This is a genomic window from Luteibacter sp. NPDC104163 (genome assembly GCF_055584245.1).
Genome location: NZ_JBVJMK010000007.1, coordinates 14,796 through 39,502 on the forward strand (window position 1 = coordinate 14,796; position 24,707 = coordinate 39,502).

Annotated in this window: 20 protein-coding genes and 1 tRNA gene; 13 read left to right on the forward strand and 8 right to left on the reverse strand. The window is 66.5% G+C overall.

Annotated elements, in window-relative coordinates:
• Nucleotides 1-2: 2 nt before the first annotated feature.
• Genes ACZ6YI_RS10345 through ACZ6YI_RS10355 form a run of 3 tightly spaced genes read right to left on the reverse strand, consistent with a single transcriptional unit; the run spans nt 3 to nt 4,049 of the window.
• Entirely contained in the window at nt 3-1,460 is a 1,458-nt protein-coding gene (locus tag ACZ6YI_RS10345; RefSeq protein ID WP_465778563.1) for an efflux transporter outer membrane subunit, read from the reverse strand.
• Nucleotides 1,450-2,988, reverse strand: coding sequence for a DHA2 family efflux MFS transporter permease subunit (locus tag ACZ6YI_RS10350; protein WP_465778564.1), 1,539 nt, complete (start codon nt 2,986-2,988; stop codon nt 1,450-1,452). Before ACZ6YI_RS10350 ends, ACZ6YI_RS10345 begins: the two co-directional genes overlap by 11 nt.
• On the reverse strand, nt 2,985-4,049 hold the full coding sequence (locus ACZ6YI_RS10355; protein WP_440328315.1) for an HlyD family secretion protein: 1,065 nt from the start codon (nt 4,047-4,049) through the stop codon (nt 2,985-2,987). Before ACZ6YI_RS10355 ends, ACZ6YI_RS10350 begins: the two co-directional genes overlap by 4 nt.
• A 443-nt stretch (nt 4,050-4,492) precedes the next feature.
• Between ACZ6YI_RS10355 and ACZ6YI_RS10360 the strand changes: the two genes are divergently transcribed.
• Nucleotides 4,493-5,239 carry a glucose 1-dehydrogenase gene (locus ACZ6YI_RS10360; RefSeq protein ID WP_465778565.1) on the forward strand — a complete coding sequence of 249 codons (747 nt, stop codon included), beginning with the start codon at nt 4,493-4,495 and terminating at the stop codon, nt 5,237-5,239.
• Between the two features lie 95 nt (nt 5,240-5,334).
• On the opposite strand, the gene ACZ6YI_RS10365 is transcribed toward ACZ6YI_RS10360, so the two are convergent.
• On the reverse strand, nt 5,335-5,658 hold the full coding sequence (locus ACZ6YI_RS10365; RefSeq protein WP_465778566.1) for a carboxypeptidase-like regulatory domain-containing protein: 324 nt from the start codon (nt 5,656-5,658) through the stop codon (nt 5,335-5,337).
• A gap of 98 nt (nt 5,659-5,756) precedes the next feature.
• Entirely contained in the window at nt 5,757-6,581 is an 825-nt protein-coding gene (locus ACZ6YI_RS10370; protein WP_465778567.1) for a restriction endonuclease, read from the reverse strand.
• Nucleotides 6,582-6,977: 396 nt separating this feature from the next.
• Between ACZ6YI_RS10370 and ACZ6YI_RS10375 the strand changes: the two genes are divergently transcribed.
• The 8 genes from ACZ6YI_RS10375 (at nt 6,978) to ACZ6YI_RS10410 (ending at nt 16,052) form a co-directional block, all read left to right on the forward strand.
• Complete coding sequence (locus ACZ6YI_RS10375) at nt 6,978-7,571, forward strand: hypothetical protein (RefSeq protein ID WP_465778568.1); 594 nt, start codon at nt 6,978-6,980, stop codon at nt 7,569-7,571.
• A gap of 12 nt (nt 7,572-7,583) precedes the next feature.
• Nucleotides 7,584-10,049 (forward strand): formate dehydrogenase-N subunit alpha, encoded by a 2,466-nt coding sequence (gene fdnG, locus ACZ6YI_RS10380; RefSeq protein ID WP_465778569.1) that lies wholly within the window; start codon nt 7,584-7,586, stop codon nt 10,047-10,049.
• Between the two features lie 10 nt (nt 10,050-10,059).
• Entirely contained in the window at nt 10,060-10,977 is a 918-nt protein-coding gene (fdxH, locus tag ACZ6YI_RS10385; RefSeq protein ID WP_440324437.1) for a formate dehydrogenase subunit beta, read from the forward strand.
• Nucleotides 10,974-11,633: a formate dehydrogenase subunit gamma gene (locus tag ACZ6YI_RS10390; protein ID WP_465778570.1), complete on the forward strand. Its 660-nt coding sequence runs from the start codon at nt 10,974-10,976 to the stop codon at nt 11,631-11,633. Before fdxH ends, ACZ6YI_RS10390 begins: the two co-directional genes overlap by 4 nt.
• Nucleotides 11,630-12,577, forward strand: coding sequence for a formate dehydrogenase accessory protein FdhE (gene fdhE, locus ACZ6YI_RS10395; protein WP_465778571.1), 948 nt, complete (start codon nt 11,630-11,632; stop codon nt 12,575-12,577). Before ACZ6YI_RS10390 ends, fdhE begins: the two co-directional genes overlap by 4 nt.
• 33 nt (nt 12,578-12,610) lie before the next feature.
• Nucleotides 12,611-14,014 carry an L-seryl-tRNA(Sec) selenium transferase gene (selA, locus tag ACZ6YI_RS10400; protein ID WP_465778572.1) on the forward strand — a complete coding sequence of 468 codons (1,404 nt, stop codon included), beginning with the start codon at nt 12,611-12,613 and terminating at the stop codon, nt 14,012-14,014.
• Nucleotides 14,011-15,945: a selenocysteine-specific translation elongation factor gene (gene selB / locus ACZ6YI_RS10405; protein WP_465778573.1), complete on the forward strand. Its 1,935-nt coding sequence runs from the start codon at nt 14,011-14,013 to the stop codon at nt 15,943-15,945. Before selA ends, selB begins: the two co-directional genes overlap by 4 nt.
• Nucleotides 15,946-15,956: 11 nt before the next feature.
• Nucleotides 15,957-16,052, forward strand: a tRNA-Sec gene (locus tag ACZ6YI_RS10410).
• A gap of 60 nt (nt 16,053-16,112) precedes the next feature.
• Here the strand turns inward: ACZ6YI_RS10410 and selD are convergent.
• Entirely contained in the window at nt 16,113-17,153 is a 1,041-nt protein-coding gene (gene selD, locus ACZ6YI_RS10415) for a selenide, water dikinase SelD (RefSeq protein ID WP_465778574.1), read from the reverse strand.
• Between the two features lie 81 nt (nt 17,154-17,234).
• Here selD and ACZ6YI_RS10420 point away from each other — a divergent pair, with 81 nt between their 5' ends.
• Nucleotides 17,235-18,281, forward strand: a complete 1,047-nt coding sequence (locus ACZ6YI_RS10420) for a permease (protein WP_465778575.1) — start codon at nt 17,235-17,237, stop codon at nt 18,279-18,281.
• Between the two features lie 129 nt (nt 18,282-18,410).
• Here the strand turns inward: ACZ6YI_RS10420 and ACZ6YI_RS10425 are convergent, their stop codons facing one another.
• Entirely contained in the window at nt 18,411-18,689 is a 279-nt protein-coding gene (locus ACZ6YI_RS10425; protein ID WP_440324451.1) for a hypothetical protein, read from the reverse strand.
• 104 nt (nt 18,690-18,793) lie between these two features.
• Between ACZ6YI_RS10425 and ACZ6YI_RS10430 the strand changes: the two genes are divergently transcribed.
• Both ACZ6YI_RS10430 and ACZ6YI_RS10435 read left to right on the forward strand, forming a co-directional pair.
• Complete coding sequence (locus tag ACZ6YI_RS10430; RefSeq protein WP_440324453.1) at nt 18,794-19,177, forward strand: TraR/DksA family transcriptional regulator; 384 nt, start codon at nt 18,794-18,796, stop codon at nt 19,175-19,177.
• Nucleotides 19,178-19,357: 180 nt separating this feature from the next.
• Entirely contained in the window at nt 19,358-22,408 is a 3,051-nt protein-coding gene (locus ACZ6YI_RS10435; protein WP_465778576.1) for a TonB-dependent receptor, read from the forward strand.
• Here ACZ6YI_RS10435 and ACZ6YI_RS10440 read toward each other — a convergent pair.
• The gene (locus ACZ6YI_RS10440) at nt 22,396-23,958 is read right to left on the reverse strand and encodes a DHA2 family efflux MFS transporter permease subunit (RefSeq protein WP_465778577.1); all 1,563 of its coding nucleotides are present in this window, start codon (nt 23,956-23,958) and stop codon (nt 22,396-22,398) included. The genes ACZ6YI_RS10435 and ACZ6YI_RS10440 overlap by 13 nt on opposite strands.
• Before the next feature lie 145 nt (nt 23,959-24,103).
• On the opposite strand from ACZ6YI_RS10440, the gene ACZ6YI_RS10445 reads away from it, so the two are divergent.
• The gene (locus tag ACZ6YI_RS10445; RefSeq protein WP_465778578.1) at nt 24,104-24,706 is read left to right on the forward strand and encodes a TetR/AcrR family transcriptional regulator; all 603 of its coding nucleotides are present in this window, start codon (nt 24,104-24,106) and stop codon (nt 24,704-24,706) included.
• Nucleotide 24,707: the final 1 nt, after the last annotated feature.

Here is a 24,707-nt window from a genome sequence, read left to right on the forward strand (position 1 = left end):
ATTCACCTCGAAACATCGGCTACCTTGTCGGCCGGCACGTCCCAGCCACCACCCAGCGCGCGGAACGCACCCACCGCAGCGCGCGCATCATCGGTACGCACGCGAGCCAGCAGGTCGCGCGAAGCCAGCAGCTGGCGATCTTCATCCAGCACCTCCAGCAAGCTTACGGCACCGCCCTTGTACGCATCCTGCGCGGCATCACGGGCCCGGGCATGCGCCGCGACCTCGCGCTCCAGCACCGCATGCTGCGCTTCCAGCTGCGTGAGCGCCACGATCGCGTTCTCGACATCCTCGGTCGCCTTCAGCATCGAGCCACGATACCTCGCCAGCGCTTCGGCATTCGCCCCGCGCGCCTGCTTCACCTCGGCATCGACCCTGCCGAAATCGAACAGGCGCCAGTGCAGCCCCAACGCGCCCTGCGACTGTAGGGCCGACCCCGTGAAGAGCTTGCCGCTGTCCAGGGAGGCGAAGCCCAGCAGGCCGGAGAGCGAGACCTGGGGATAGTACTGCGACAGCGCCACGCCGATCCGCGCGTTGCTGGCGGCCAGTTCCCGTTCGGCGGCGATCACGTCGGGGCGGCGGCGCAGCAGCGAGGCCGGACCACCCGCGCCGTCCACCCCCGGCACGCTGAACGGCACGCCCGATGCAGCGATTTCCTTTGCATACGTGCCCGGTGCGGCGCCCATCAGCACGTCGAGGCGATTGAGCTGGGTATCCAGCTCGGCCTGCAAGGGCGGCACGGTCGCCTGGGCCTGCAACAGCAGCGCCTCGGCCTGCGCCACTTCGCGCTCCGTACCCAGCCCATGCTCAAGGCGCAGGTGGACGAGGTCGACCAGCCCTTGCTCGTTCTGGATCTGTTCGTTGGCGATGCCGATGCGCGCCTGCGCGCCACGCACGCGGAAATACGCGTCCGCGGCCTCGGCGACCAGGGTGATGCGCACGCCGGCGTGCGTGGCCTCGGCAGCCTGCCATGCCGCGCTGGCGGCCTCATCCCCGCGACGCAGGCCACCGGCCAGGTCCAGCTCCCAGCTCGCACCGACTCCGGCGTCTTCGTAGGTCTGGTTACGCTCGTAACCCGGCGTCGGGCTGGCCAGCTTGCCCAGCGGGCTGCGCTCGGACTGGCGCAGGCGCGCTGCGCTCGCATCGAGGCTGCCCTGAGGCAGGCGGTCGGCATGCGCATGCTGGGCCACCGCACTGGCCTGCTCGACACGCGCTTCGGAAGCCGCGAGGTCCAGGTTCTGGTCGAGGACGCGCCCAATGATGGTGCTCAGTTCAGGATCGTTGAACCCGCTCCACCAGGTATCCAGCGCCGGAGCGGGCGCCTCGCCGGCGCGCTTTTCAAGCGCGGCCTGCTCGTGCCACGCCGGCGCGACCGGCAAGCTCGGTTTCACATAGTCGGGACCCACGGTGCATCCGGCCAGGGTCAGGGAGAACACAAGGGGAAGCAGCTTAGTGCGCATCGGCGGAAGGACCTTTCGGGGGCTGCACCTTGCGCATCAACGGCACCATGACCGTGGCGAGCACAAAGCACAACATGATGGAGAAGAAGGCATCGCTGTAGGTCATCGTCTGGGCCTCACGGAAGGTGAGCTGCCAGAGTTCGCGAAGTGCCACGCTGGAGGTCTGTGCCGCGCTATCCATGCTCGTGAGGAAGCCATTCATCGCTTCGTTCGCGGGCGTGAGGTGTTCGGCCAGGCGCTGGAAATGCAGGTTGGTGCGGTCGTTGAGGATCGTGGCGCACGCGGCGATGCCGATGGCCCCGCCGAGATTGCGCATGGTGTTGAACAGACCCGATGCGTGGCGCAGCCGCGCCGGCGGCAAGCCACCGAGCGTCAACGTCACCACCGGCGGCACGGCAAGCTGCTGGGCCGCGCCACGCAAGGCCTGCGGCAGCAACAGTTCGGTACCGCTCCAGTCGTGCGTGATCGGCGTGAACTCGAACATCGACAGCGCGAACATCGCCATGCCGACCATCATCAGCCAGCGCAGGTCCACCCGGTTCGCAAGGAAGGTGTAGACCGGGATGGTGAGGATCTGGAACACACCCGTCGAAAACACGGCCTTTCCGATCTGGAATGCGCTGTAGCCCTCCACGCGGCCCAGGAACAACGGGGTCAGGTAGATCGTCGCGAACAGGCCGATGCCGGTGACGAAGGAAAAGAACGAGCCGAGTGCGAAGTTGCGATCCTTCAGGGCCCGCAGGTCGACCACGGGGTGCTCGGCGGTGAGCTCGCGCCAGATGAACAGCACGCCGGCGATCATCGCCGTCCACGCGGTCGTGCGGATGACGCTGTCTTCCATCCAGTTCCAGCGCGGGCCTTCCTCCAGCGTGTATTCCAGGCAGCCCAGGAACAACGCCATCAGTACGATGCCCGCCCAGTCGCCGAGCTTCAGCAGGCCCAGGTCCGGCTCATCGATCTTCACCAGCGCCGGCACGGCGACGGTCACGAAGATGCCCGGGACCAGGTTGATGAAGAACAGCCAGTGCCACGAAAAGTTATCCGTGATCCAGCCGCCCAGTGTCGGCCCCAGCGTCGGTGCGAGCGAGGCCAGCGCGCCGATGGTCGCCGCGGCGATCACGCGCTGCTTGCCTTCGAAGAACACGAACGCCGTGGTGAACACCATCGGGATCATCGAGCCACCGATGAAACCCTGCGCGGCGCGGAACACGATCATGCTCTGGATATCCCAGGCGATGCCGCACAGAAGGCTGGTGAGCGTGAAACCCGCGGCCGATACGGCAAACAGCCAGCGCGTCGAGAACACGCGTGACAACCAGCCCGAAAGCGGGATGACGATGATCTCCGCGATCAGGTAGCTCGTCTGGACCCACGCCGTGTCATCAGCGCCGGCGGACAGGCCGCCACCGATATCGCGCAGCGACGCCGAGACGATCTGGATATCGAGCAGCGCGATGAACATGCCCACGCACATGCTGGCGAAGGCAAAGATCTTCTGGCCCGGGGTGAGGTGCGCGACGGGGCTCATGGCGCTTTGGTATCGACGGTCGCCGTCACCGAAAGACCGGGGCGCAGCAGGCCCAGGTCACCGTCCTTGCCATCGAGCACAACGCGCACCGGCACGCGCTGGACGATCTTGGTGAAGTTACCGGTCGCGTTCTCCGGCGGGAGCACGCTGAACTGCGCACCGGTGGCCGGGGCCAGCGACGCGATGTGCCCATGGAAAGGATGGCCCGGCAGCACGTCGGCGCGGACCTCCACGCCCTGCCCGACCTGCATCCGCGCGAGCTGGTCTTCCTTGAAGTTCGCATCGACCCACAGGCCGTGCGCCGGCACTACGGCGAGCATCGGGCTGCTTGCGTTGACGAAGGCACCGACGCGGGCGCGGCGGTTGCCGATCGTGCCGTCCACCGGCGCACGGACTTCGGTATACGAGAGATCGAGGTGGGCGCTATCCGCCTGGGCGTGCGCCTGGGCCAGGGCCGCTTCAGCCTGGTGCTTCTGCGTGGCGATCACGTCGAGCTGGCGGCGCGCCGCTTCCACGGCGGCGCCGGCCTTCTGCGTGTCGGCGGCCGCGGTCTGCGCGGCGGCGCGGGCGCGCTGTGCCGCCTCGACCGAGACGGCGGAGCGGCTTACCAGGTCACCGTAACGGGTGTCGTCCAGCCGGGCGCGCTGGGCTTCCGCGTCCGCGGCGGCCTTGCCCGCCTCGGCCTGGTGGATGACGCTCTGCTGCAGGGCCGCCACGGCGTCGAGGTTGCGCAACGCGGCCTCCTGGGCCGCCACGGCGGCATCGGCCCTGGCGGCGGCGGCGCGATAGTCGCGGTCGTCGATCCGGACCAGCAGGTCGCCCTTGTGCACCGACTGGTTGTCGGTCACGGCGACGGTCTGGATATAGCCGGAGACCTTCGAGCCGATGACGGTCACATCGCCGCCGACATAGGCGTCGTCGGTGTCCTGGATGAAACGGCCCGCGGTCCACCAGTGGGCGCCATAGGCGAGCACTCCAGCGAGGACGATGGCGCCGGCGGCGAGCTTGAGCGGTTTGCTACGCCCCGCCGGGACGGCGGGCGAATCGATGACAGCGGACACGGGGGCACCCTCGATAGTGGAATTACGTTCGTACTTCTATGATCGCCCGAACGGGATTCAAGGGGCCAGTGAAAAAAATAGATTTACCCGGCTGAAATAAAAAAAGCGCCGACCCGGCTGATGGACCGGACGGCGCCAGGCCTGGCGATGGGGGATTCCGGGGGGACGCCAGGCAACTCCATCGTGCCCGGCCACGTGGGGCGCAAAGCGTGATGGCGGTCGCGCTTTACCGGCGCCACCGTTTCTACATAGCGGTAAGCGTGTGCCGCTACCGAGTCAGGCATTCTTGAACTGGTGGATATGTAGGAGTATCGAACGCCGTGCATCCATGATCGCCAGGCAAAGCTGCTTTTCCCCGCGAGGTATCACAGCCGGCCATGGCCAACCCCAGAGATAGCGCAGGCGGCTCATGTCGGGCCGACCATGCCATCAAGGGAAACACCATGAGCAAGCTGAAAGACAAGGTCGCCATCGTCACGGGCGCTTCGAAGGGCATCGGTGCGGGGATCGCGAAGGCGCTGGCGGCGGAAGGCGCCAGCGTCGTCGTCAACTACGCCTCGAGCAAGGAAGGCGCCGAGAAGGTCGTTGCCGAAATCAAGGCAGCGGGCGGCAAGGCCGTCGCGGTCGGCGCCGATGTCACGAAGGAGGCCGAGGCCGGCAAGCTGGTATCCGCCGCCGTCGACAACTTCGGTCGCCTCGACATCGTCGTGAACAATTCGGGCGTCTACGAATTCGCTTCGGTAGAGAACAACACCGAGGCCCTGTACCGCCGCATGTTCGATACGAACGTGCTTGGCCCGCTGCTGGTGACCCGCGCGGCGTCGCCGCATCTCGGCAAGGGCGGCAGCGTCATCAACATCGGTTCGGCGGTCACCCGCCTCGTCCCGGCGGAGAGCGCGATCTACACCGGCACCAAGGGTGCACTCGATGCGATCACCGGCGTGCTGTCGCGCGAGCTTGGCCCGCGCGGTATCCGCGTCAACTCGGTGAACCCCGGCATGGTGGAAACCGAAGGCACCCATACGGCCGGCTTCATCGGCTCGGATTTCCAGGGCTGGGCCGAAGGCCAGACGCCGCTCGGCCGCATCGGCCAGGTCAGCGATATCGCCCCGATCGTGACCTTCCTCGCGTCGGATGATGCCGGTTGGGTGACGGGTGAGCTGATGCTTGCTTCGGGCGGCATGCGCTAAGCGCGAAAGCATCGCGGGCAAGCCCGCTCCCACCCGGTCGTCCCCCGACGAACTGACGTGGGAGCGCGCTTGCGCGCGATCGAGCTAGCGACGAATCAGCCGCCGGCCTCGCACTGGTCGTTGTCACAGGCGAAATCGACCTGCAGGCCGCGACCGACCATGATGTTCACGTTCTTCCGCGTGTCGACGGTCTTGCCGTCGCGGTCGAGCGTGACGGTGTAGCTGCCCATCGGCAACGGTGCCAGCGTATAGCGGCCCTTCTTGTTGATTTCAGCGTGGCGCTGCGAGCCTGTGCTGCTGGTGGCGGTTACCGAACCGCCGGCCGGGCCATGGCCAAAAATGCTGCCGGCGGTTCCCTGGGCACCGGCGACGGTGGCGGCGGTGGCAAGCAGGCTCACGAACAAAAAGCGGACTTTCACTTCAACTACCCCTTTGGTTGGTCACTCACGGATGCTACCCAGCAGGCCCGTACTGTGGGGTTGCGTTTTATACATCAGATTGTTGAACGGAACGCACGCTACGGTGACTGCAGCGCTGGCGTGGTCTTCTCCAGGATTTTCATCGATTCGGCGTTCTGGCGCTCCCATGCCTTGATCTCCGCGGCCGTTCGCGGCGTCGTGTCGCGTCCCGCGGCCTGGCCGTCTGGACGGCTGATGACAGGGAGAGAGTCGTCACGCCGTGCGCTGGTGCGCGTCGTGGACGGCCATGGACTTTGCAGGGCTTCCTGCACGACCGGAACAGGACGGCGCGGTGACAAGGTCGTCTTGCGTACGAGATGGACGAAAACCAGGAGCGCGGCAACCGTCACGGCGATGGCGACGACGAACATGGCGGCGTCCTTCTGCTTTGCCCTCCGAGCCCTGCCCGGCCACGGCAGCAGCGCACCGGCGCCAGGGGTCACCGTGACGAGCCCGGTCGACTGCAGGCCTGCGTCGTCCACGGGACCGATCATCTCGCGAACCGCGGCGCCATCGATCAAGGTGATGCCAGGAAAGCGCGCCGCCGAATCGATCGCCGCGCGGGTGAACTCACCCGAGGTGACCAGGATCGCGCCCGTCGCGCCCGCGGTATGCATGACCCCGATGAGTTCATGCACGGGGTTGTGCGGCACCTGCAAGGCATTCCAGTGCTTGCACTGCACGACGATGAACGCATCATCCCTGAACAGCTTCAGGTCGATGCCACCGTCGGTATTGCCGAACCCGCTGCCGGTGCCGCTGTGCTCCACGCGGTACCCCTGGCTCGCGTAGTAAGCGCCGACCCGTCTTTCAAAATCGTCCCAGCCCACGCGGCTGAGGGCATCGGACCAACGCTCGCTGACGCGCTTTGCGTAGCGGCTCATGCGGCGCACCCGGCGCGCACGATATCCCTGGGGCGCCTTCCGGCGCCGTGGCGACATTCCATGCTGGCTCCCCTGCCGGGTGACGGCCCCCTTGGCCGACTGCCGGACGCGCCGATGTTATGCGCGTAACGCGTCATTGGAAAGGGGCCTCAGGCCCGGGGGCTGTTTCCGAAATACCTTGCTTCCCGTTCTCGCACCTGTCGCTCTTTTAACAGTTTGTTAGCGTCGCGACAGGCGCGTTTTGTGCAGGAATTCCCCCACCGGGCTTTATAGGATCGTGGTAAGTTCATCCAGGGACGTGCCGGCCCGCCGCCATGTCCTGGAAGGAACACAAGCCAGTGCCCGCCTCCCCCGGGAGTGCGGTGGTCCAGCCAGGTTTCCTACGGAGTTCTTGCGATGGCACTCACCCGCCGCGAGTTCATCAAGCTGACAGGCATGGGGTTGGCAGCGTCCAGCCTCGGCATGATCGGCTTCGGGGCATCGGGGGTGGCGCAAGCCGCCGCCGTCCGCCCCTTCAAGCTCACCCACGCCACCGAGACCCGCAACACGTGCACCTATTGTTCGGTGGCGTGCGGCATCCTCATCTACAGCATGGGTGACAAGGCGAAAAACGCCAGGTCCAACATCATCCATATCGAAGGCGATCCGGATCATCCGGTGAACCGTGGCACGTTGTGCCCGAAGGGCTCCGCCCTGCTCGATATCGTCCATGCCCCTACCCGGCTCAAGGCGCCCCGCTACCGCGAGCCCGGCGGCACCGAGTTCAAGGAAGTCTCCTGGGACTTTGCCCTGGACCGCATCGCGCGGCTGATGAAGGACGACCGCGACAAACACTTCATCGCACAGAATGCCGACGGCACCACCGTGAACCGGTGGACCAGCGTCGGCATGCTCGCCGCATCGGCGTCCTCCAGTGAAACCTCCTTCCTTACGTGGAAGGTGGCCCGCTCGCTCGGCATGGTGGTGTTCGACAACCAGGCGCGCGTCTGACACGGACCGACGGTGGCCAGTCTGGCCCCATCATTCGGTCGCGGTGCGATGACCAACACCTGGGGCGACATCAGGAATGCCGATGTCGTGATCGTCATGGGCGGCAATGCCGCCGAGGCGCACCCGTGCGGCTTCAAATGGGTAATCGAGGCGAAGATCGAGAACGCCGCGAAGCTCATCGTGGTCGACCCGCGCTTTACCCGTACGGCCTCCGTGGCCGATTACTACGCGCCCATCCGGCCGGGAACCGATATCGCGTTCCTCAGCGGCCTGATGCACTACCTGCTTACCAACGACAAGATCCAGCACACCTACGTCCGGAACTACACCAACGCCAGCCTGCTGGTGAAGGACGAGTTCAGCTTCCAGGACGGGCTGTTCAGCGGGTTCAACGAGGAAAACCATACCTACGACAAGTCCAGCTGGGACTATGAACTGGGCGAGGACGGCTTCGCGAAGGCGGACGATACCTGGCAGAACCCGCGCTGTGTCATCAACCTGCTGAAGGAACACGTCTCCCGGTACACGCCGGAGATGGTGTCGCGCATCTGCGGCACGCCGCAGGACAAATTCCTGCACATCTGCGAGCTGATCGCGAGCACCTGCGTGCCCGACCGCGCCATGACCAGCCTGTTCGCGCTGGGCTGGACCCAGCACACCGTGGGCGTGCAGAACATCCGCGCCATGGCCATGGTGCAGCTGCTGCTCGGCAACATCGGTGTATCCGGCGGCGGCATGAATGCGTTGCGCGGGCACTCGAACATCCAGGGTCTCACTGACGTCGGCCTGCTTTCCAACCAGATGCCGGGGTACATGAACCTGCCCACGGACAAGGAAACCAGCTACGACGAGTACATGAAGACGCGGCTGTTCAAGCCGCTGCGGCCGGGCCAGACGAGTTTCTACCAGAACACCCGGAAGCTGTTCGTCAGCCTGCAGAAATCGCTGTTCGGCGACGCGGCCACCGCGGAGACGAACTGGGCCTATGACCTGCTGCCCAAGCTCGATATCCCGCTCTACGACATCATCAAGGCGTTCGAGATGATGAACAACGGGCAGATGACGGGCTACATCTGCCAGGGGTTCAATCCGCTGCAGGCGTTCCCCGATCGCGGCAAGATCCGCGCGGGCCTGAGCAAGCTGAAATTCCTGGTGACGATGGATCCGCTGGACACCGAGACGTCGCGCTTCTGGCAGGACTTCGGCCCGCAGAATCCGGCGAAGCCGCACGAGATCCAGACCGAGGTGTTCCAGCTACCCGTGACCTGCTTCGCCGAGGAGAACGGCTCGCTGGTGAACTCCGCGCGCTGGCTGCAGTGGCACTGGAAGGCCGCCGACCCGCCGGGCATCGCGAAGTCCGACCTGTGGATCATGGCCGGCCTGTTCCAGCGCCTGCGCGCGCTGTACAAGAAGGAAGGCGGTGCCTTCCCCGACGCGCTCATGTCGATGACCTGGCCCTACCTGAACCCATGGGAGCCGGAGCCCGAGGAGCTGGCCAAGGAAATGAACGGCCGCTTCCTCACGGATGTGACCGATCCGGTGAGCAACGTGACCTCGAAGGGGGGCACGCTCGTCGATAGCTTCGCCCAGTTGCGCGACGACGGCAGCACCGCGTCCGGCTGCTGGATCTTCGCGGGCAGCTTCACCGAGAAGGGCAACCAGATGGCTCGGCGCGATGCGACCGATCCGCGGGAGCAGGGCCTGTCGCCGAACTGGGCGTGGGCGTGGCCTGCCAACCGCCGCATCCTGTACAACCGCGCCAGCGCGGATCCGGATGGCAAGCCATGGAATCCACGCAAACCCATCATCGAATGGAATGGCAGCAAGTGGGTCGGCATCGATGTGCCGGACTACCCGGTCGCGCAGAAGCCGTCGGCGAACGATGGTCCGTTCATCATGACCGTGGAAGGCCAGGCGCGCCTGTTCGGCCGTAACCTGCTGGTGGAGGGGCCTTTCCCCGAGCACTACGAACCCATGGAATCACCCGTGGAGAACGTGCTGCACCCGAAGGTACGGGCCAACCCGATGGCGCGTGTGTTCGACCACGACCGCAACAACTTCGGGAAGCCCTCGGACTTCCCGTTCGTCGCGACCACCTATCGCCTCACCGAGCATTTCCATTTCTGGACCAAGCACGCCCTGATCAACGCGATCCTCCAGCCGGAGGAATTCGTCGAGATCGGCGAGGTGCTGGCGAAGGAGAAGGGCATCACGCAGGGTGGCTGGGTGAAGGTGTCTTCGAAGCGCGGCGAGGTGATCTGCAAGGCCTACGTTACCAAGCGCATCAAGCCCCTGCTGGTCGATGGCAAGGCGACGCATGTCATCGGCGTACCGCTGCACTGGGGGTTCACCGGCCAGGCCCGGAAGGGCTACGGCGCCAACACGCTGACCCCCTCGGTGGGCGACGCCAACACGCAGACGCCGGAGTTCAAGGCGTTCCTGGTCAACGTCGAAAAGACGTCGGCTCCCACGGCCTGAGGCGGACGACATGTCAGACCTGCAATCGCAAGACTACATCCGCCGCTCCGCGTCGACCATGACGCCGCCCGCCACGCGCAGCCACGAAGACCAGGTGGCCAAGCTGATCGATGTCAGCCGCTGCATCGGCTGCAAGGCGTGCCAGGCGGCGTGCATGGAATGGAACGACCTGCGCCCGGAGATCGGCTTCTTCGAGGGCTCGTACGAAAACCCGAATGACCTCGGGCCGAGCGTATGGACCCTGATGAAGTTCGCGGAGCACGAGAACGAACAGGGCAACCTCGAGTGGCTGATCCGCAAGGATGGCTGCATGCACTGCGAGGATCCGGGCTGCCTGAAGGCGTGCCCGGCGCCCGGGGCGATCGTCCAGTACGCCAACGGCATCGTCGACTTCATCAGCGACAAGTGCATCGGCTGCGGCTATTGCATCAAGGGCTGCCCGTTCAACATCCCGCGCGTGAGCAAGACCGACCACAAGTCGTACAAGTGCACGCTGTGCTCGGATCGCGTGACGGTGGGCCTCGAACCCGCGTGCGTCAAGGCCTGCCCGACCGGCGCAATCATGTTCGGCGCCAAGACGGACATGCAGCACCAGGCCGCCGAGCGCATCGTCGACCTGAAATCGCGCGGCTTCGCGAACGCGGGCCTCTACGACCCGCAGGAAGTCGGCGGCACGCACGTGATGTACGTGCTGCACCATGCGGACAAGCCTTCGCTTTATTCGGGGCTGCCCGACAAGCCGCACATCAGCTACCTCGTGCAGGCCTGGAAGGGGCTGTACAAGCCCCTGGCCGTCGCCGGCATCGCCCTTGCCGCGCTCGCAGGCTTCTTCCACTGGATCACCGTGGGCCCCAACGACACGATGAAGGAAGACGAAGAAGAGGCCGCGCGCGAGATCCGTGAAACCGAGGAGGAACAGGTGCCATGACCCGTCCCGCCAACGCGATCACGCGGTACACCACGTTGAACCGCGTCAACCACTGGATCAATGCCGGCCTGTTCCTGTTGCTGGTGATCTCCGGCCTGTCGATGTTCCACCCCATCCTGTTCTGGATGTCCGGCCTGTTCGGCGGCGGCCAGTGGGCACGCGCCGCGCACCCCTGGTTCGGCTGCGGGCTGGTCATCAGCTGGATCGGCATGTTCATCCAGTTCTGGCGGCACAACCTGTTCAACCGCGGCGATGTGGAATGGTCGAAGTCCATCGTGGATGTCGCGCTGAACCACGATGAGGCGGTGCCCCCGGTGGAGCGCAACAACGCGGGCCAGAAGGCCGTGTTCTGGTCGATGACCGCGCTGATCCCGGTGCTGTTCATCACGGGCCTGCTGGTGTGGGAGGTGTACTTCGGCAAGGCCACCTCCATCGAAACCCAGCGCATCGCGATCCTCATTCACAGCCTGTGTGCCTTCGCCGCCATCCTCGTGCTGGTGGTGCACATCTATGCCGGCATCTGGATCCGCCATTCGGTGCGCAGCATGACCCAGGGCTGGGTAACCCCTGGCTGGGCGTGGCACCATCACCGGAAGTGGTTCCAACAGATCATCGGCTACCGTCGCCGTGGCGACGTCCCTGGGAAACATACGTGAAGCAAGCCCAACTGCCGCCCGACGCCAAATGGACCGGACCCTCGCACGCGGGTGTCAAGTCGCCTGATCCGATCGCCCTGCCCGACCGCTCCCGGCGCTTCGCAGTGACTGCCCAGCGGCTGGAAAAGCTTAGCGATGGGCATCCGCTCGAAGCGTGGCTCCGCTTTATCGCCGGCCTCTCGCGAGCCCAGCACGCGGTCGCCACCACGCTGGCGCCATCCGGCACACCGGACGCCGATGTCGTCGCACGCGCCGTGGAAAACCGGTTACCTCCTATGGCCGCCGATGGCCATCCGCGGAATCCCGCCTGGCTGGAAGGCCTGCGCCTGATGCTTGCCGAGGTCGAGTCCGGCGAACTGCCTCCGCCGGCGCTCGAGGCGATCGCGCAGTTGCGTGACATGGACGATGCCGCGCTGGAACGGCTCGCCGACCAGTTCCTTCGTGGCAAGGTAGCTGCTACGGAGACCGCAGCGGCCGTCTACATCGCAGCCGCCCTGCAGATCTACTTCACCGTCTCCGCCTCGCGGCTGGTCGTCGCCGACCTGCGCCTCCTCGAAGAACGCTCGCTCTGCCCCTGCTGCGGCTCGCCCAGCGTGGCCGGTATGATCACCGCCAGCGGCATCACGCCCGGCACGCGGTTCCTGCACTGCTCGCTGTGCTCCACCGCGTGGAACCACGTGCGTGCCTCGTGCATCACCTGTGGGGGAACCCGTACCCTGCAGGTGCAGGCGATCGAGGGCGACGACGGCCTGGTGAAGGCCGAAACCTGTGGGGAATGCCAGACCTACAGCAAGCTCCTTTACCAGTTGCAGGACATGCAGGCGGACCCGGTCGCTGATGACCTTGCGTCGCTGGGGCTGGATCTCCTTGTCGCCGAAGCCGGCTTTTCCCGGCATGCGCCGAACCCGTTCCTGCTGGTGGGCGAAGCCGCCGACATCGACTAGAAAACCGCCGTGCGATGGGGCTACGCTCCCGGCATGGATATCGCTGAAGCCGACCACGGCGCCCTGCGCCGCCTCCCCGCCGTCGCCACCGTGCTGGGCGCGGTTGAAGCCGTGCCGCTCCTGGAGGCCCACGGCAGGGTCGCAGTGACCGACGCGGTACGCCTGGCGCTGGACGCCGCGCGCGACCGCATCCGTGCCGGTACGCCGGCCGCATCCGATATCGCATCCATCGTCGATGAAGCGCGTCGCCGGCTCGACGCCCGCCTCCCGGGCCTGCGCCCGTTGTTCAACCTCACCGGCACCGTGCTCCATACCAACCTCGGCCGCGCCCTGCTCGCGGAGGCGGCGGTGGAGGCGGCGGTCGATGCCATGCGCCATCCGGTGGCACTCGAGTACGACCTTGAGGAAGGCGGCCGCGGCGAACGCGACGACCACGTCCGCGGGCTGCTTCGCGAGCTCACTGGCGCCGAGGACGCCACGCTGGTCAACAACAACGCGGCCGCCGTCCTGCTGTGCCTCAACACCTTTGCGCTCAACCGCGGTGCGATCGTCTCGCGTGGCGAGCTCATCGAAATCGGCGGCGCTTTCCGCATGCCGGACATCATGGCCCGTGCCGGCGCCCACATGGTCGAGGTCGGCACCACGAACCGCACGCACGCCGCCGACTACCGTGCCGCGATCGACGAGCACACCGGCCTTATCCTGAAGGTGCACACCTCGAACTACCGGATCCAGGGCTTCACCGCGGAGGTGCCGGCACGCGAGCTGGCGCATATCGCCGATACGGCAGGCGTGCCGCTGCTGAACGACCTCGGCTCCGGCAGTCTTGTCGACCTTTCCGCTTACGGCCTGGCGCGCGAAGCGACCGTGCGCGACGCGGTTGCCGAAGGCGCGCGGCTGGTGACCTTCTCCGGGGACAAACTGCTGGGCGGCCCGCAGGCGGGTTTCATCGTCGGCAGCACCGAGCTGATCGCGGCCATCAATCGCAACCCGCTGAAGCGCGCGCTACGCGTCGACAAGGTCCGGCTCGCAGCCATCGAGGCGACCCTGCACCTCTACCGCGATCCCGACCGCCTGGTGGAACGGCTGCCCACGCTGCGTTACCTCGCGCGCACGCACGAGACCATCCGCGCACAGGCGGAACGCTTGCGTCCCGACGTCGCCAGCCGCCTTGGCGACGCGTTCCAGGTGGAGGTCGGCGACTGCGCGAGCCAGGTGGGCTCCGGCGCGCTGCCGCTCGATACGCTGCCCAGTGCCGCGTTGTTGATCCGGTCGGCCGGCAGCCAGCGCGCGCTCGACGCGCTTGCCGATACCTGGCGCGCGGTGCCACGCCCGATCATCGGCCGCATTACCGAGGGTGCGCTGCAGCTGGACCTGCGCTGCCTGGACGAGGCCGACGAGGCTGGCTTCCTGGCGAACCTCGCCCAGCACCCATGATCGTCGGCACGGCGGGCCATATCGACCACGGCAAGACGTCGCTGGTCAGGGCACTGACCGGCGTCGCGGGTGACCGGCTCAAGGAGGAAAAGGCGCGCGGGATCACCATCGACCTTGGCTTCGCCTACCTGCCGTTGCCCGATGGCCCGACACTCGGTTTCATCGATGTGCCCGGCCACGAGAAATTCGTACGGACGATGGTGGCGGGTGCCAGCGGGATCGACATGGCCCTGCTCGCGATTGCCGCGGATGATGGCGTGATGCCGCAGACGCGCGAGCATCTCGCGATCCTCGACCTGCTGGGTATCCGCCACGGCGTCGTCGCCCTGACCAAGACCGATGTCGCGACGCCCTTGCGCGTGGCCGAGGTGAGCGCTGACGTGCGCGAGATGCTCGCCGGCACAACGCTCGAGGATGCTGAAATCATCCCGGTCTCGGTCGTCAGTGGCGCAGGCATCGATGCGCTACGCTCGCGACTCGCCGCGGAAGCATGGACACGGCAGGCACGACGCGACGACGCTCCCTTCCGCCTCGCGGTCGATCGGGTCTTCACGCTCCCAGGCATCGGTGTCGTCGTCACCGGCACGGTGCTGTCCGGCGCGGTCCAGGTGAAGGACGCCGTGGTGGTCAGCCCCTCGGGACTTGTTGCGCGCGTGCGTTCCGTCCACGCGCAGAACCAGGAGGCGGAGGAAGGTGCCGCGGGCGATCGCGTCGCGTTGAATCTCGCCGGCAGTGGCATCACGAAGGATGCGATCCATCGCGGCGACATGATCGTGGATCCCGCGCTGCATGCGCCCACCGACCGCATCGATGCGCGGCTGCGGCTGCTTCCCGGTGAGCCGCGCGCGATCGGCTCATGGTTTCCGGCCCGTCTGCATCATGCGTCCGCCGAAACCGGCGTGCGCATCGTGCTGCTCGAGGGCGACGCGATGCGCCCTGGCGAAAGCATGGACGTCCAGCTCGTGCTGGATCGCCCGATCGCCGCCGCGTCCCTGGACCGCTTCGTCCTACGCGACACCACGGCCCAACGGACGATAGGCGGCGGCTTCTTCATCGACCTGCGTGCGCCTGGCCGCCAGCGGCGAACGCCGGCGCGCGTCGCCGAACGCAACGCATGGGCGGAGGCAGCGTCGCGTGACAGCCTCCGCGCCCTTCTGGATGCGCCGCCGCACGCACGCGACCTCCTTGCGTTCGCGCGGGATCGCGCGCTATCCGCTGGGGCGTTGCAGTTCCTGGTGGATGACCTCGCACCCGTGGTCCTCGAGGGGGGTGGCACGCGCATCGCACTCGGCGCGCCGCACTGGCAGCGGGCCGTCGACAGCATGGTGGAACGGCTCGCCTCGTTCCATGGCGAACACCCCGACCTCCAAGGCATGCCGCGCGAGACACTGCGCCGCGCCGTGCAGCCACGCCTGCCCGCCCCTGCTTTCACGCAGGCGTTGCTGCGTCCCGAGGTGCAGGCACGCGTCGTGCGTGATGGTGCCTTCGTCAGGCTGGCGGGCCACGTGCCCAGGGCAACCCCTGAAGACGAGGCCGCATGGCAGCGCATCGCGCCCTTGCTCAGAGGCGAAGAACGCTTCCGTCCGCCACGCGTACGCGACATCGCCGGCGCGCTTGGCAGGCCGGAAGCGGAGATCCGCCAGCGCATGAAATCCGCCGCGCGACGCGGCCTCGCCGACGAGATCGCCCATGACCACTTTTTCCTGCGCGATGTCGTGGACGAGATGGTGCGGATCGCCGTCGACATCGCGAGCCACGCACCCGACGGACGCTTCACCGCCGCCCAGTTCCGCGACCGGCTGGACAACGGCCGCAAGGTAGCGATCCAGATCCTGGAGTTCTTCGACAGGCAGGGTGTTATGCTCAATCGCGGCACGCTGCGCAGCATTCGCGCGGAGTACCTCGACCTCTACGCACCAACCGCGCGCTAACGCGCATCCATGGAAGAGCATCGTCCCCGGTGGGGCGTCCGGACTTCAAATCCGGGTGAGGCAGCCAGACTGTTTCGGGTGGGTTCGACTCCCATGCTCTTCCGCCATCCCGCTACCCCGCGCGCCCGCGCTCTTGTCGGGCCGCGCTTGCGCGCGATAGCCATGCATCAAGCCACAACAACCCCCGCCTCACCCCCAACCACCTCACCCACGATGCTAGCCCACGCATACCCCGCCGCCTCGATCATCGCGCGGATTGCCTCCGCCCGCTCCGGCGCGCACGCGACCAACAGGCCGCCTGACGTCTGCGGATCGGTAAGCAGGTCACGCCGCCACTCCGGGAACGCATCGGGCAAGGCCACACCCTCGCCGTAACTGGCCCAGTTCCGCTTCGACGCCCCCGTGACATAGCCCGCCTGGATCAACGCCTCGGCATCGGCAAGGAACGGGACGCGTGCTTGATCGATGCGCAGCCGCACGCCGCTACCGCGGGCCATCTCCATGCCATGGCCGAGCAAACCGAAGCCGGTGACATCCGTGATCGCGTGCACGTCGCTGTCCTGGGCCAGCTCATGCCCGATGCGGTTGAGCAGCGTGGTCGAGGCGATCATTTCGCTATATGCCTCGGGTGATAACGCTTCCTTCTTGAACGCCGCCGAATAGATCCCGACACCGATGCCCTTGGTGAGGATCAGCACATCGCCCACTCGTGCGCCCGAATTCCTGCGCACCTCCTCCGGCTTGCACAGGCCGATCGCGGCAAGGCCGTAAATCGGCTCCGCCGAATCGATCGAATGCCCGCCCGCCACGGGAATGCCTGCGTCCGCGCAGATCGATTCGCCACCGGCAAGGATGGCGCGCACGGTATCCACGGGCAGCTTGCCGAGGGGCATGCCAAGGATCGCCAGCGCCATGATCGGCTTGCCACCCATTGCGTACACGTCCGATAGCGCGTTGGCCGCCGCGATCCTGCCGAACTCGTAGGGGTCATCCACCACCGGCATGAAGAAGTCGGTGGTTGCGATCACGCAGGTGCGCTCATCGACCTGCCATACCGCCGCGTCATCGCTCGATTCATTGCCGACGAGCAACTGCGCGAACGGCATGCTGGCCGCCTTTCCGGCGAGCAGTTCCTGCAAGACGGCGGGAGCCAGCTTGCAGCCACAACCGCCGCCGTGGGCGAGTTCAGTCAAACGCATGGCATTCATGGGCACATCCATACAAAAGCGCGGTAGCGCGAGGCGCGCGATAGGTGCAGCATAACGATGCTCTGGTTACCGGGGAAAGCCATGAATGCAGTCTCGCATCGAAGCAACGGCATGCGCTGGGCGATCTTCGCCCTCATCGTTGTCGCCGGGCTGTTTTACGTGAAGTGGTACCCGTACTACGGCCGTGCCTATGAGGCTGCGGCGAAACATTCCATCGGGCATTCCATCCTGATGGGTGATGCGGCAGCACCGCCCGCACCCTCGTGGAGCGCGGCCTTCGACTATGCGATGGCTTACGGCAAGGCCATCTGGAAGGCCATGCTGCTCGGCCTGCTGCTCGGCTCGGGCATCCAGGCGCTGCTTCCCACCCGTGCCATCCAGCGCATGCTAGGCAGCGGCGGTTTCGGTAGCACCCTGGCCGGCGGCCTGCTCGGCGTACCCGGGATGATGTGCACCTGCTGCGCCGCGCCCGTCGTCGCAGGACTGCGCCAGCGCCAGGCCGCACCCGGTGCTTCGGTGGCATTCTGGCTCAGCAATACCCTGCTGAATCCGGCCACCCTCATCTTCACCGGCTTCGTACTGGGGTGGCAGTGGGCCGGCTTCCGGCTGGCGCTGGCCATTCCCATGGTGTTCGGGCTCGGCTGGCTGGCCAACCGCATCGCGGGACCGGCCATGGTGGTCCCGCTCGACGCGCTCCCGGAGGAAGAAGCCCGCTCGCCCGGAGACATCGCGCGACGCTGGGCCACCCTGTTCCTGCGCATGACGGTGCGACTGATCCCGGAATACATCGTCATCGTCCTTGCGCTGGGCGCGGCACGCGCCTGGCTGTTCCCGCATATCGGCGCGGACATCGACAACAGCTGGTACTGGATCGCCGGCCTCGCCATCGCGGGCATGCTTTTCGTTATTCCGACGGCGGGGGAAGTCCCGATCGTGCAGGCCATGCTTGCACTCGGCATGGGCGTGGGCCCCGCGGCGGCGCTGTTGATGACGCTGCCGCCGGTGAGCCTGCCGTCGCTCGCGATGCTGGGCCGCTCGCTTCCGTTGCGGCTACTGGTTGCGCTCGCCCTCGCCGTAGTGGCTTTCGGCATCGCCGCCGCATACCTGGCCCTGGCGCTACTGAAGTAACCGCCCGACCGTTGTGGGAGCGCGCTGTGGGAGCGTGCTGTGGGAGCGTGCTTGCACGCGATGGGTGCTCGCGGCACCCCAAATCGCGCGCAAGCGCGCTCCCACAGGTACTCTCCCACCGGTGTGGCGTTACAACGGATCCGCCTCGGCCTCGCGCGCCAGTTCGATCGCGCTCTCGGCATCGCTGGGGTAGTGGTACCAGTCCTTCAGCGGCGTGGCCTTGTTGCATGCGTAACAGGACGTCACGGCCCACAGGTGCCCGCATCCGGGACAGCAGCCACCGGTCCAGAACACGTTCCAGCGGGTCATGCAGCCCGAACCGGGTTCGCCGGGCGCGCAGATCCAGCGGGAATCGGCCTTCGGTTCCCAGCCACAAAGCGGGCAATGGATATGGGGCTCACGCAGCATGGCGTACCGTCCGGGCGGTCGGCTGGATGCGATTTGACAATCCTACGCCGGCGGCGCCTGCTAAACCACGCGCTTTCCCACACGCACCATTCACGGAGAGACCCATGTCCCACGACCTCGATTCCGCCTTCATCGCCCGCCAGAAGGAGCGTCTCATCGAGCTCCGCCGCCAGCTGATCTCGGTCGGCAATGCCGCGGGCCGCGACGAGCAGGCCTGGCAGGCCGCCGCGGGCGGCGAGCCCCAGGATGAAGGCGACGACGGCGAACGCTTCGCCCAGCAGGAAAACGACGAAGCCGTGCTTGCCCATAGCGAGGGCCGCCTGGCCGCGATCGACCGCGCGCTCGAAAAGATCGAGGAAGGCAGCTATGGCCGCTCCGACGAAAGCGACGAGCCGATCCCGCGCGCGCGCCTGGAGGCGGTGCCGGAGACCATTTACACGATCGATGAGTCCGAAGCCCGCGAGCGCAACGCTCGCCGCGGCCTGTAAGGAATCCCGGGACAACTCCCCACCATAGGCCGATTGCCGGCCTATGGGAACCCCTTTTCCCGCTTCAGCGTTCACCACGGGAAACGCAATGTTTCCCTCGTGACGGCTGCTTCACGTATGTACGTCTAGACATATAGACGTCTATTCGATATTCCTTGGACACGCCTGCCGCACCGCAACATGAACGGTGCCCGCGCATCTCATCCTGGATACCAAGGGGAAGCTGTTTTGAAGCCGAATGCCGTTGTTTCCGCCCGTCGCCGCCTGTTCGTCGCGGTGGTCGCCCTGCTTGGCGCCGCTGAGGCCTACGCGCAGTCCACAACCGGCTCCATCACCGGCCAGGCCCCGATAGATGCAGGTGAAACTGTCCTGGTCCAGGGCGATTCGGGGCTCAGCCGCGAGGTCCCCGTCGATGACAAGGGCCGATACGCCGCAGGCCAGCTCCCGCTAGGCACCTATACGGTGACGCTGCGGAAAGCCGGTAGCGAAGTCCAGAAGCGCAGCGGCGTGACGCTCCGCGTCGGTGCCTCCGTCGATGTGTCGTTCACCGCGCAGGCCGCGCAGAACCTCGAGTCCGTCACCGTCACGCAGAACGCGCTGCCCTCCATCGACGTGGCGGCGGTGGACTCCCGCAGCGTGATCACTGCCGACCAGCTCGCCAAGCTGCCGCTTGCGCGCAACGCCGACGAAGTGGCGCGTCTCGCGCCAGGCGTCGTGAGCAACGGCGGCGGCTATACCGGCCCGACGGGCCAGCGCCTCAACAGCTTCGGCGGTTCCGCCGCCAGCGAGAACGCCTACTACATCAACGGCTACAACGTCACGGATCCCCAGCGCGGGATGGGCGGCATCTCCCTGCCCTATGGCGCCATCGACCAGCAGGAGGTCTATACCGGCGGCTACAGCGCGCAGTACGGCCGCTCCGATGGTGGCGTGATCAACCAGGTCGGCAAGCGCGGCACCAACGAATGGCATTACGGCGCGCAGATCCTGTGGGAGCCCGCGTTCGCCCGCGCCGATTCGGTCAACACGTTCTACACCAACGGCCTGCCCTCCTCGCCCGTGGCCGGCTCGCTGTACAAGCCCAACCGCGAGAACCGCGACTGGGTGACGACCGTCAGCAGCTATGTGGGCGGCCCGCTGATCAAGGACAAGCTGTTCTTCTTCCTCGCCGGGGAGTTCGAGCGCGAGCAGGCCGATACGCACAACGCCGTCGATAACGTGAGCCCCGACGTGCACTACCGCTACGACTCGCCGCGCTGGTACGGCAAGGTCGACTGGAACATCACCGACAACCACATCCTTGAACTCACCGGCGCCTCGAGCAAGCGCGAAACCCAGGGCACGGTCTACGACTACGACTACAACGCCCTGCAGCGCGGCGAGCGCATCGGCAGCGCCGACGACATCAAGACCGGTGGCGACGTGTGGACGGCCAAGTACACCGGCTACATCACCGACAACCTCACCGTGTCCGCCCTCTACGGCAAGATGAAGCTCGACCAGTACGACCAGCCCGGCGCGTACGACGGCACCCTGACCTATGCGGATGGCCTGATCAACCAGAACCCCGCGCTCAACGGTGGCAGCCCGATCGGCAACAACCAGACCGTCCAGACGGTCATCAATCCCGGTCGCAGCACGCGCAGCAATAACACGCGCCTCGATATCACGTACGTGCTCGGCGACCACACGCTGAGCGCCGGTATCGACAACCAGGTCACCCGGGCGATCGACCAGGGCTCGACCGCCTCGGCCGATGGTTACTACTGGAGCTACGGCAAGGCCGATCCCAACGTGCCGATCTCGACCGGCCTGGGCGTGCCCGCGACGGGTGGCATCCCCAACGGCCAGCAGGGTTATTACGTGGTGCGCCACGTCGTGAGCTCGCTCGCCAGCGTCCGTGCCACCCAGCGCGCGCAGTACGTCGAGGACAAGTGGCAGGTCAGCGACCAGTGGCTGCTGTCGCTGGGTCTGCGCAACGACCAGTTCGAGAACTTCAACCGCGATGGCGACTCGTACGTCAGCCAGCATCGTCCGCAGTGGGCACCGCGCCTCGGCTTCAGCTGGGACGTGAATGGCGATGCCAGCTTCAAGGTCTACGGCAACGCGGGACGCTACTACCTGGGCCTGCCGCTCAATCCGGGCCTCAACGCCGCCGGCGCCTCGCTCAGCACGTCGCAGTACTTCACGTATGGCGGCATCGACGGCCAGGGCCTGCCGACCGGCCTCACCGCCTTCTCGGCGCCGGTCTCGTCAAACAACTACTACGGCGTACTGCCTGATGCGCGCACGGTGACGGCGAAGAACCTGAAGTCCGAATACCAGGACGAATTCATCCTCGGTTTCCAGAAGACCGCGGGCGCCAACTGGGTATATGGCGCCAAGGCCACGCAACGCATCCTGCGCAGCGCCATCGATGACTACTGCGATGTCGACCGCATCACGGCGAAGGCCGCTTCGCTCGGCTACGACGTGACCTCGACCAACAGTTGCTACCTGTTCAATCCAGGCCGGGCGAACACGTTCAACCTGATCGATGTGAACGGCAACGTCGTGAACGTGCCGCTCAGCAACAAGGAACTCGGCTTCCAGGGCCTGAAGCGCCGCTACTACGCGCTGGAAGGGTTCCTCGAGCACCCGTTCGATGGCACGTGGTACGCCAAGCTCGACTACGTTTTCTCGCGCAGCTATGGCAACACCGAGGGGCAGCTTCGCTCGGACCTGCAGCAGACCGCGGCGTCGACCAGCGAGGACTGGGACAACAGCTACCTCATGGAAAACACCAACGGCCCGACGAACAACGACCACCGCCACCAACTCAAGCTCTATGGCTACTACCAGCTCACGCCGGAATGGCTGGTGTCGGCCAACCTGAGCCTCGTCTCCGGCGCCCCGAAGACCTGCCTCGGCTTCTACGGCCCTGACTTCACCGATCCATCGGGCTATGGCAACTCGTACCGTTACTGCGATGGCAAGCCGTCGCCGCCGGGCTCGCACGGCCGCCTGCCGTGGGTCCGCCAGCTCGATATCGGCACCACGTACCGGCCGGGCTTCGCCGACGGGAAGCTCGCCTTCACCGCGAGCGTGTTCAACGTGGCGAATGAGCAGCGCCCGCTCAACATCTACCCGTATTCGCAGACCGACCCCGGCGTCGCCGATCCGCAGTATGGCCAGGCACAGGTCCGCCAGCTCCCGCGTTACGTCCGGCTGGGGGCGAGCTACGACTTCTGAGGCGCCCGGCTGGCTGGTGTGCGCTTGTCGCGGATCATGACCGCCGCGACGAGCGCCGAGAGCGCAGCGAGCGCCGTCGAAAGCCACATCACCTGGCGGAAGCCGGCGACGAACGCGTAGTTGACCGTTCGCCTCGCCGCCTCGGCGCCCGGCGGCAGCTCGATGCCGGCGAGCCTGGCGCGCTGGGCCATGATCGTCTCGACGGCCTCGCGAGACAGGTGCATCGCCGCCAGGTTGTGCCGCAGCGCCACGTCGAAACCGTGGGTAAGCAGCACGCCGAAGACGGCGATCGCGATCAGGCCGGCCACCCGGGAGACGGCGTTGTTCACGCCCGAGGCGGTACCGGCGAGCGAGGGATCGAGGGCGTTCATCACCGTGGTGGTGAGCGGCGCGATGGTGATGCTCATGCCCAGGCCGAGCATCACCGAGGGCGGGAAAAAGGTCGTCCAGTACGAGCCGCCGACGCCTGGCAACACGTAGAGCGCGAAGCCCACGGCGGCGATGCTGGGGCCGACGACCAGCGGCAGGCGCGCGCCGACGACATCCACCAGGCGGCCGGCGAAGCGCGAGAGCACGAACATGATCACGATAAACGGCAACAGCGAGGCGCCCGCCGCCGTGGCGCCGTAGCCCTGCACCTGGATCAGGTTCAGCGGCACGAAGAACATGCTGCCGCCGAGCGAGGCATAGAGCAGCAGCGTCAGCAGGTTCGCCCCGGCGAAGTTGCGATCGCGAAAGTGCGCCAGAGGAAGCATCGGTGAGGCGACGCGCTGCTCGACGATAAGGAACGCGACCAGCGCCACGATGCCGACCACGCCCGCGACCAAAACAGCAGGTGCCATCCAGCCCAGCAATGGTGCCTCGATCAGCGCATACACGACCCCGGCGAGCCCCACCGTGGCAAGCAGCGCACCCCAGGCATCGATGCGCCCGGCACCGGCACCGCGACTTTCCGGCACGCGCCACTGGCAGATGGCCACGAGCGCGATGCCCAGCGGGAGATTGATCAGGAAGGCCCAGTGCCAGGAGAAATGTTCGACGAGAAAACCGCCGAGGACCGGGCCAAGTGCGGCAGTGACACCGCTGAACGCCGACCACGTGCCGATCGCGCGACCGCGCCGCTCTTTCGGGTACGCCGAGGTGATCAGGGAGAGGCTCCCCGGCACCAGCAGCGCGGCGCCCAGGCCCTGCGCGCCGCGCGCGATGATCAGCGCGTTGACGTCCGGCGACATCGCGCACACGAGCGAGGCGAGCGTGAACACGACCGCACCGATGGCAAACACCCGGCGGCGGCCGAAGCGATCGCCGAGCACGCCGCCGACGAGCAGCAAGGCGGAGACCAGCAACGCGTAAGACTCCATCACCCACTGCGCGTCCGCGGTCGTCGCGTGCATGGCCTGCTGGATCGCCGGCAGCGCCACGTTGACGATCGTTCCGTCGACGAACGCCATCCCGGAGCCGAGGATGGCAGCGACGAGGGTCCAGCGCCGCTGGCTCTCCGTACAGGGGACCGACGTGGCCGCGGTATCAAGGGATGGGTTGTCGGTCATGGGCCAAGCTTAGTGCCGGCGGCCCCCGGCTGCCTTGGACGCGACGAACGTCCCTCGGGCATGTCTTGAATCGGTCCGGGCCGTGACCCATTTCCGAAATGGTCATTCATTGCCCATCGGCCCGGGCTCCTGTATAGGTCTGGCCATGAACTCCGTTAACTCCGTCGACACCCCGGCGCCCGGCGTACGCGATCAGATCATCGAGGCCGCCGACGCCCATTTCAGCCGCTACGGCTATGCCAAGACGACCATGTCCGACCTGGCGAAGGCCATCGGCTTCTCGAAGGCGTACCTGTACAAGTTTTTCGACTCAAAACAGGCAATTGGCGAAGCTATCTGCAGCAAAACCCTGCTCGCGCAGTTCACCGCGATCCAGGCCGCCGTCGACGCCGCCGCCACGCCGCATGAACAGGTCCGCGCGCTGCTGCGGACGGCCGTGGAGCAGTCGCTGGCCCAGTTCTTCAACGACCGGCAGCTCTACGACATCGTCGCCCATTCGCGCGCCGAAGGATGGACAAGCTCCGAGAGCCATATCGCGCAAATATCTGCTCTGCTTACGGAAATCATCCAGGCGGGCCGCGAAAGCGGCGCGTTCGAGCGGAAGACCCCGCTGGATGAGGTGATCGGTGGCATCTGGATTTCCGCGCTACCGCTCGCCGACCCGGTCCTGCTGCAGCACAACCTGGACCTGGTCGACGCCGGGCTCCCAGCCGTGACCAGCCTGATCCTGCGGAGCCTCGCGCCCTAGG

Bases quoted from the DNA above. Each gene is read 5' to 3' on its own strand.
- ACZ6YI_RS10345 (WP_465778563.1), bottom strand. From the start codon at position 1,460: ATGCGCACTAAGCTGCTTCCCCTTGTGTTCTCCCTGACCCTGGCCGGA.
- ACZ6YI_RS10350 (WP_465778564.1), bottom strand. From the start codon at position 2,988: ATGAGCCCCGTCGCGCACCTCACCCCGGGCCAGAAGATCTTTGCCTTC.
- ACZ6YI_RS10360 (WP_465778565.1), top strand. From the start codon at position 4,493: ATGAGCAAGCTGAAAGACAAGGTCGCCATCGTCACGGGCGCTTCGAAG.
- ACZ6YI_RS10370 (WP_465778567.1), bottom strand. From the start codon at position 6,581: ATGAGCCGCTACGCAAAGCGCGTCAGCGAGCGTTGGTCCGATGCCCTC.
- ACZ6YI_RS10375 (WP_465778568.1), top strand. From the start codon at position 6,978: ATGGCACTCACCCGCCGCGAGTTCATCAAGCTGACAGGCATGGGGTTG.
- fdxH (WP_440324437.1), top strand. From the start codon at position 10,060: ATGTCAGACCTGCAATCGCAAGACTACATCCGCCGCTCCGCGTCGACC.
- ACZ6YI_RS10390 (WP_465778570.1), top strand. From the start codon at position 10,974: ATGACCCGTCCCGCCAACGCGATCACGCGGTACACCACGTTGAACCGC.
- selA (WP_465778572.1), top strand. From the start codon at position 12,611: ATGGATATCGCTGAAGCCGACCACGGCGCCCTGCGCCGCCTCCCCGCC.
- selB (WP_465778573.1), top strand. From the start codon at position 14,011: ATGATCGTCGGCACGGCGGGCCATATCGACCACGGCAAGACGTCGCTG.
- selD (WP_465778574.1), bottom strand. From the start codon at position 17,153: ATGAATGCCATGCGTTTGACTGAACTCGCCCACGGCGGCGGTTGTGGC.
- ACZ6YI_RS10420 (WP_465778575.1), top strand. From the start codon at position 17,235: ATGAATGCAGTCTCGCATCGAAGCAACGGCATGCGCTGGGCGATCTTC.
- ACZ6YI_RS10425 (WP_440324451.1), bottom strand. From the start codon at position 18,689: ATGCTGCGTGAGCCCCATATCCATTGCCCGCTTTGTGGCTGGGAACCG.
- ACZ6YI_RS10430 (WP_440324453.1), top strand. From the start codon at position 18,794: ATGTCCCACGACCTCGATTCCGCCTTCATCGCCCGCCAGAAGGAGCGT.
- ACZ6YI_RS10435 (WP_465778576.1), top strand. From the start codon at position 19,358: ATGAACGGTGCCCGCGCATCTCATCCTGGATACCAAGGGGAAGCTGTT.
- ACZ6YI_RS10440 (WP_465778577.1), bottom strand. From the start codon at position 23,958: ATGACCGACAACCCATCCCTTGATACCGCGGCCACGTCGGTCCCCTGT.
- ACZ6YI_RS10445 (WP_465778578.1), top strand. From the start codon at position 24,104: ATGAACTCCGTTAACTCCGTCGACACCCCGGCGCCCGGCGTACGCGAT.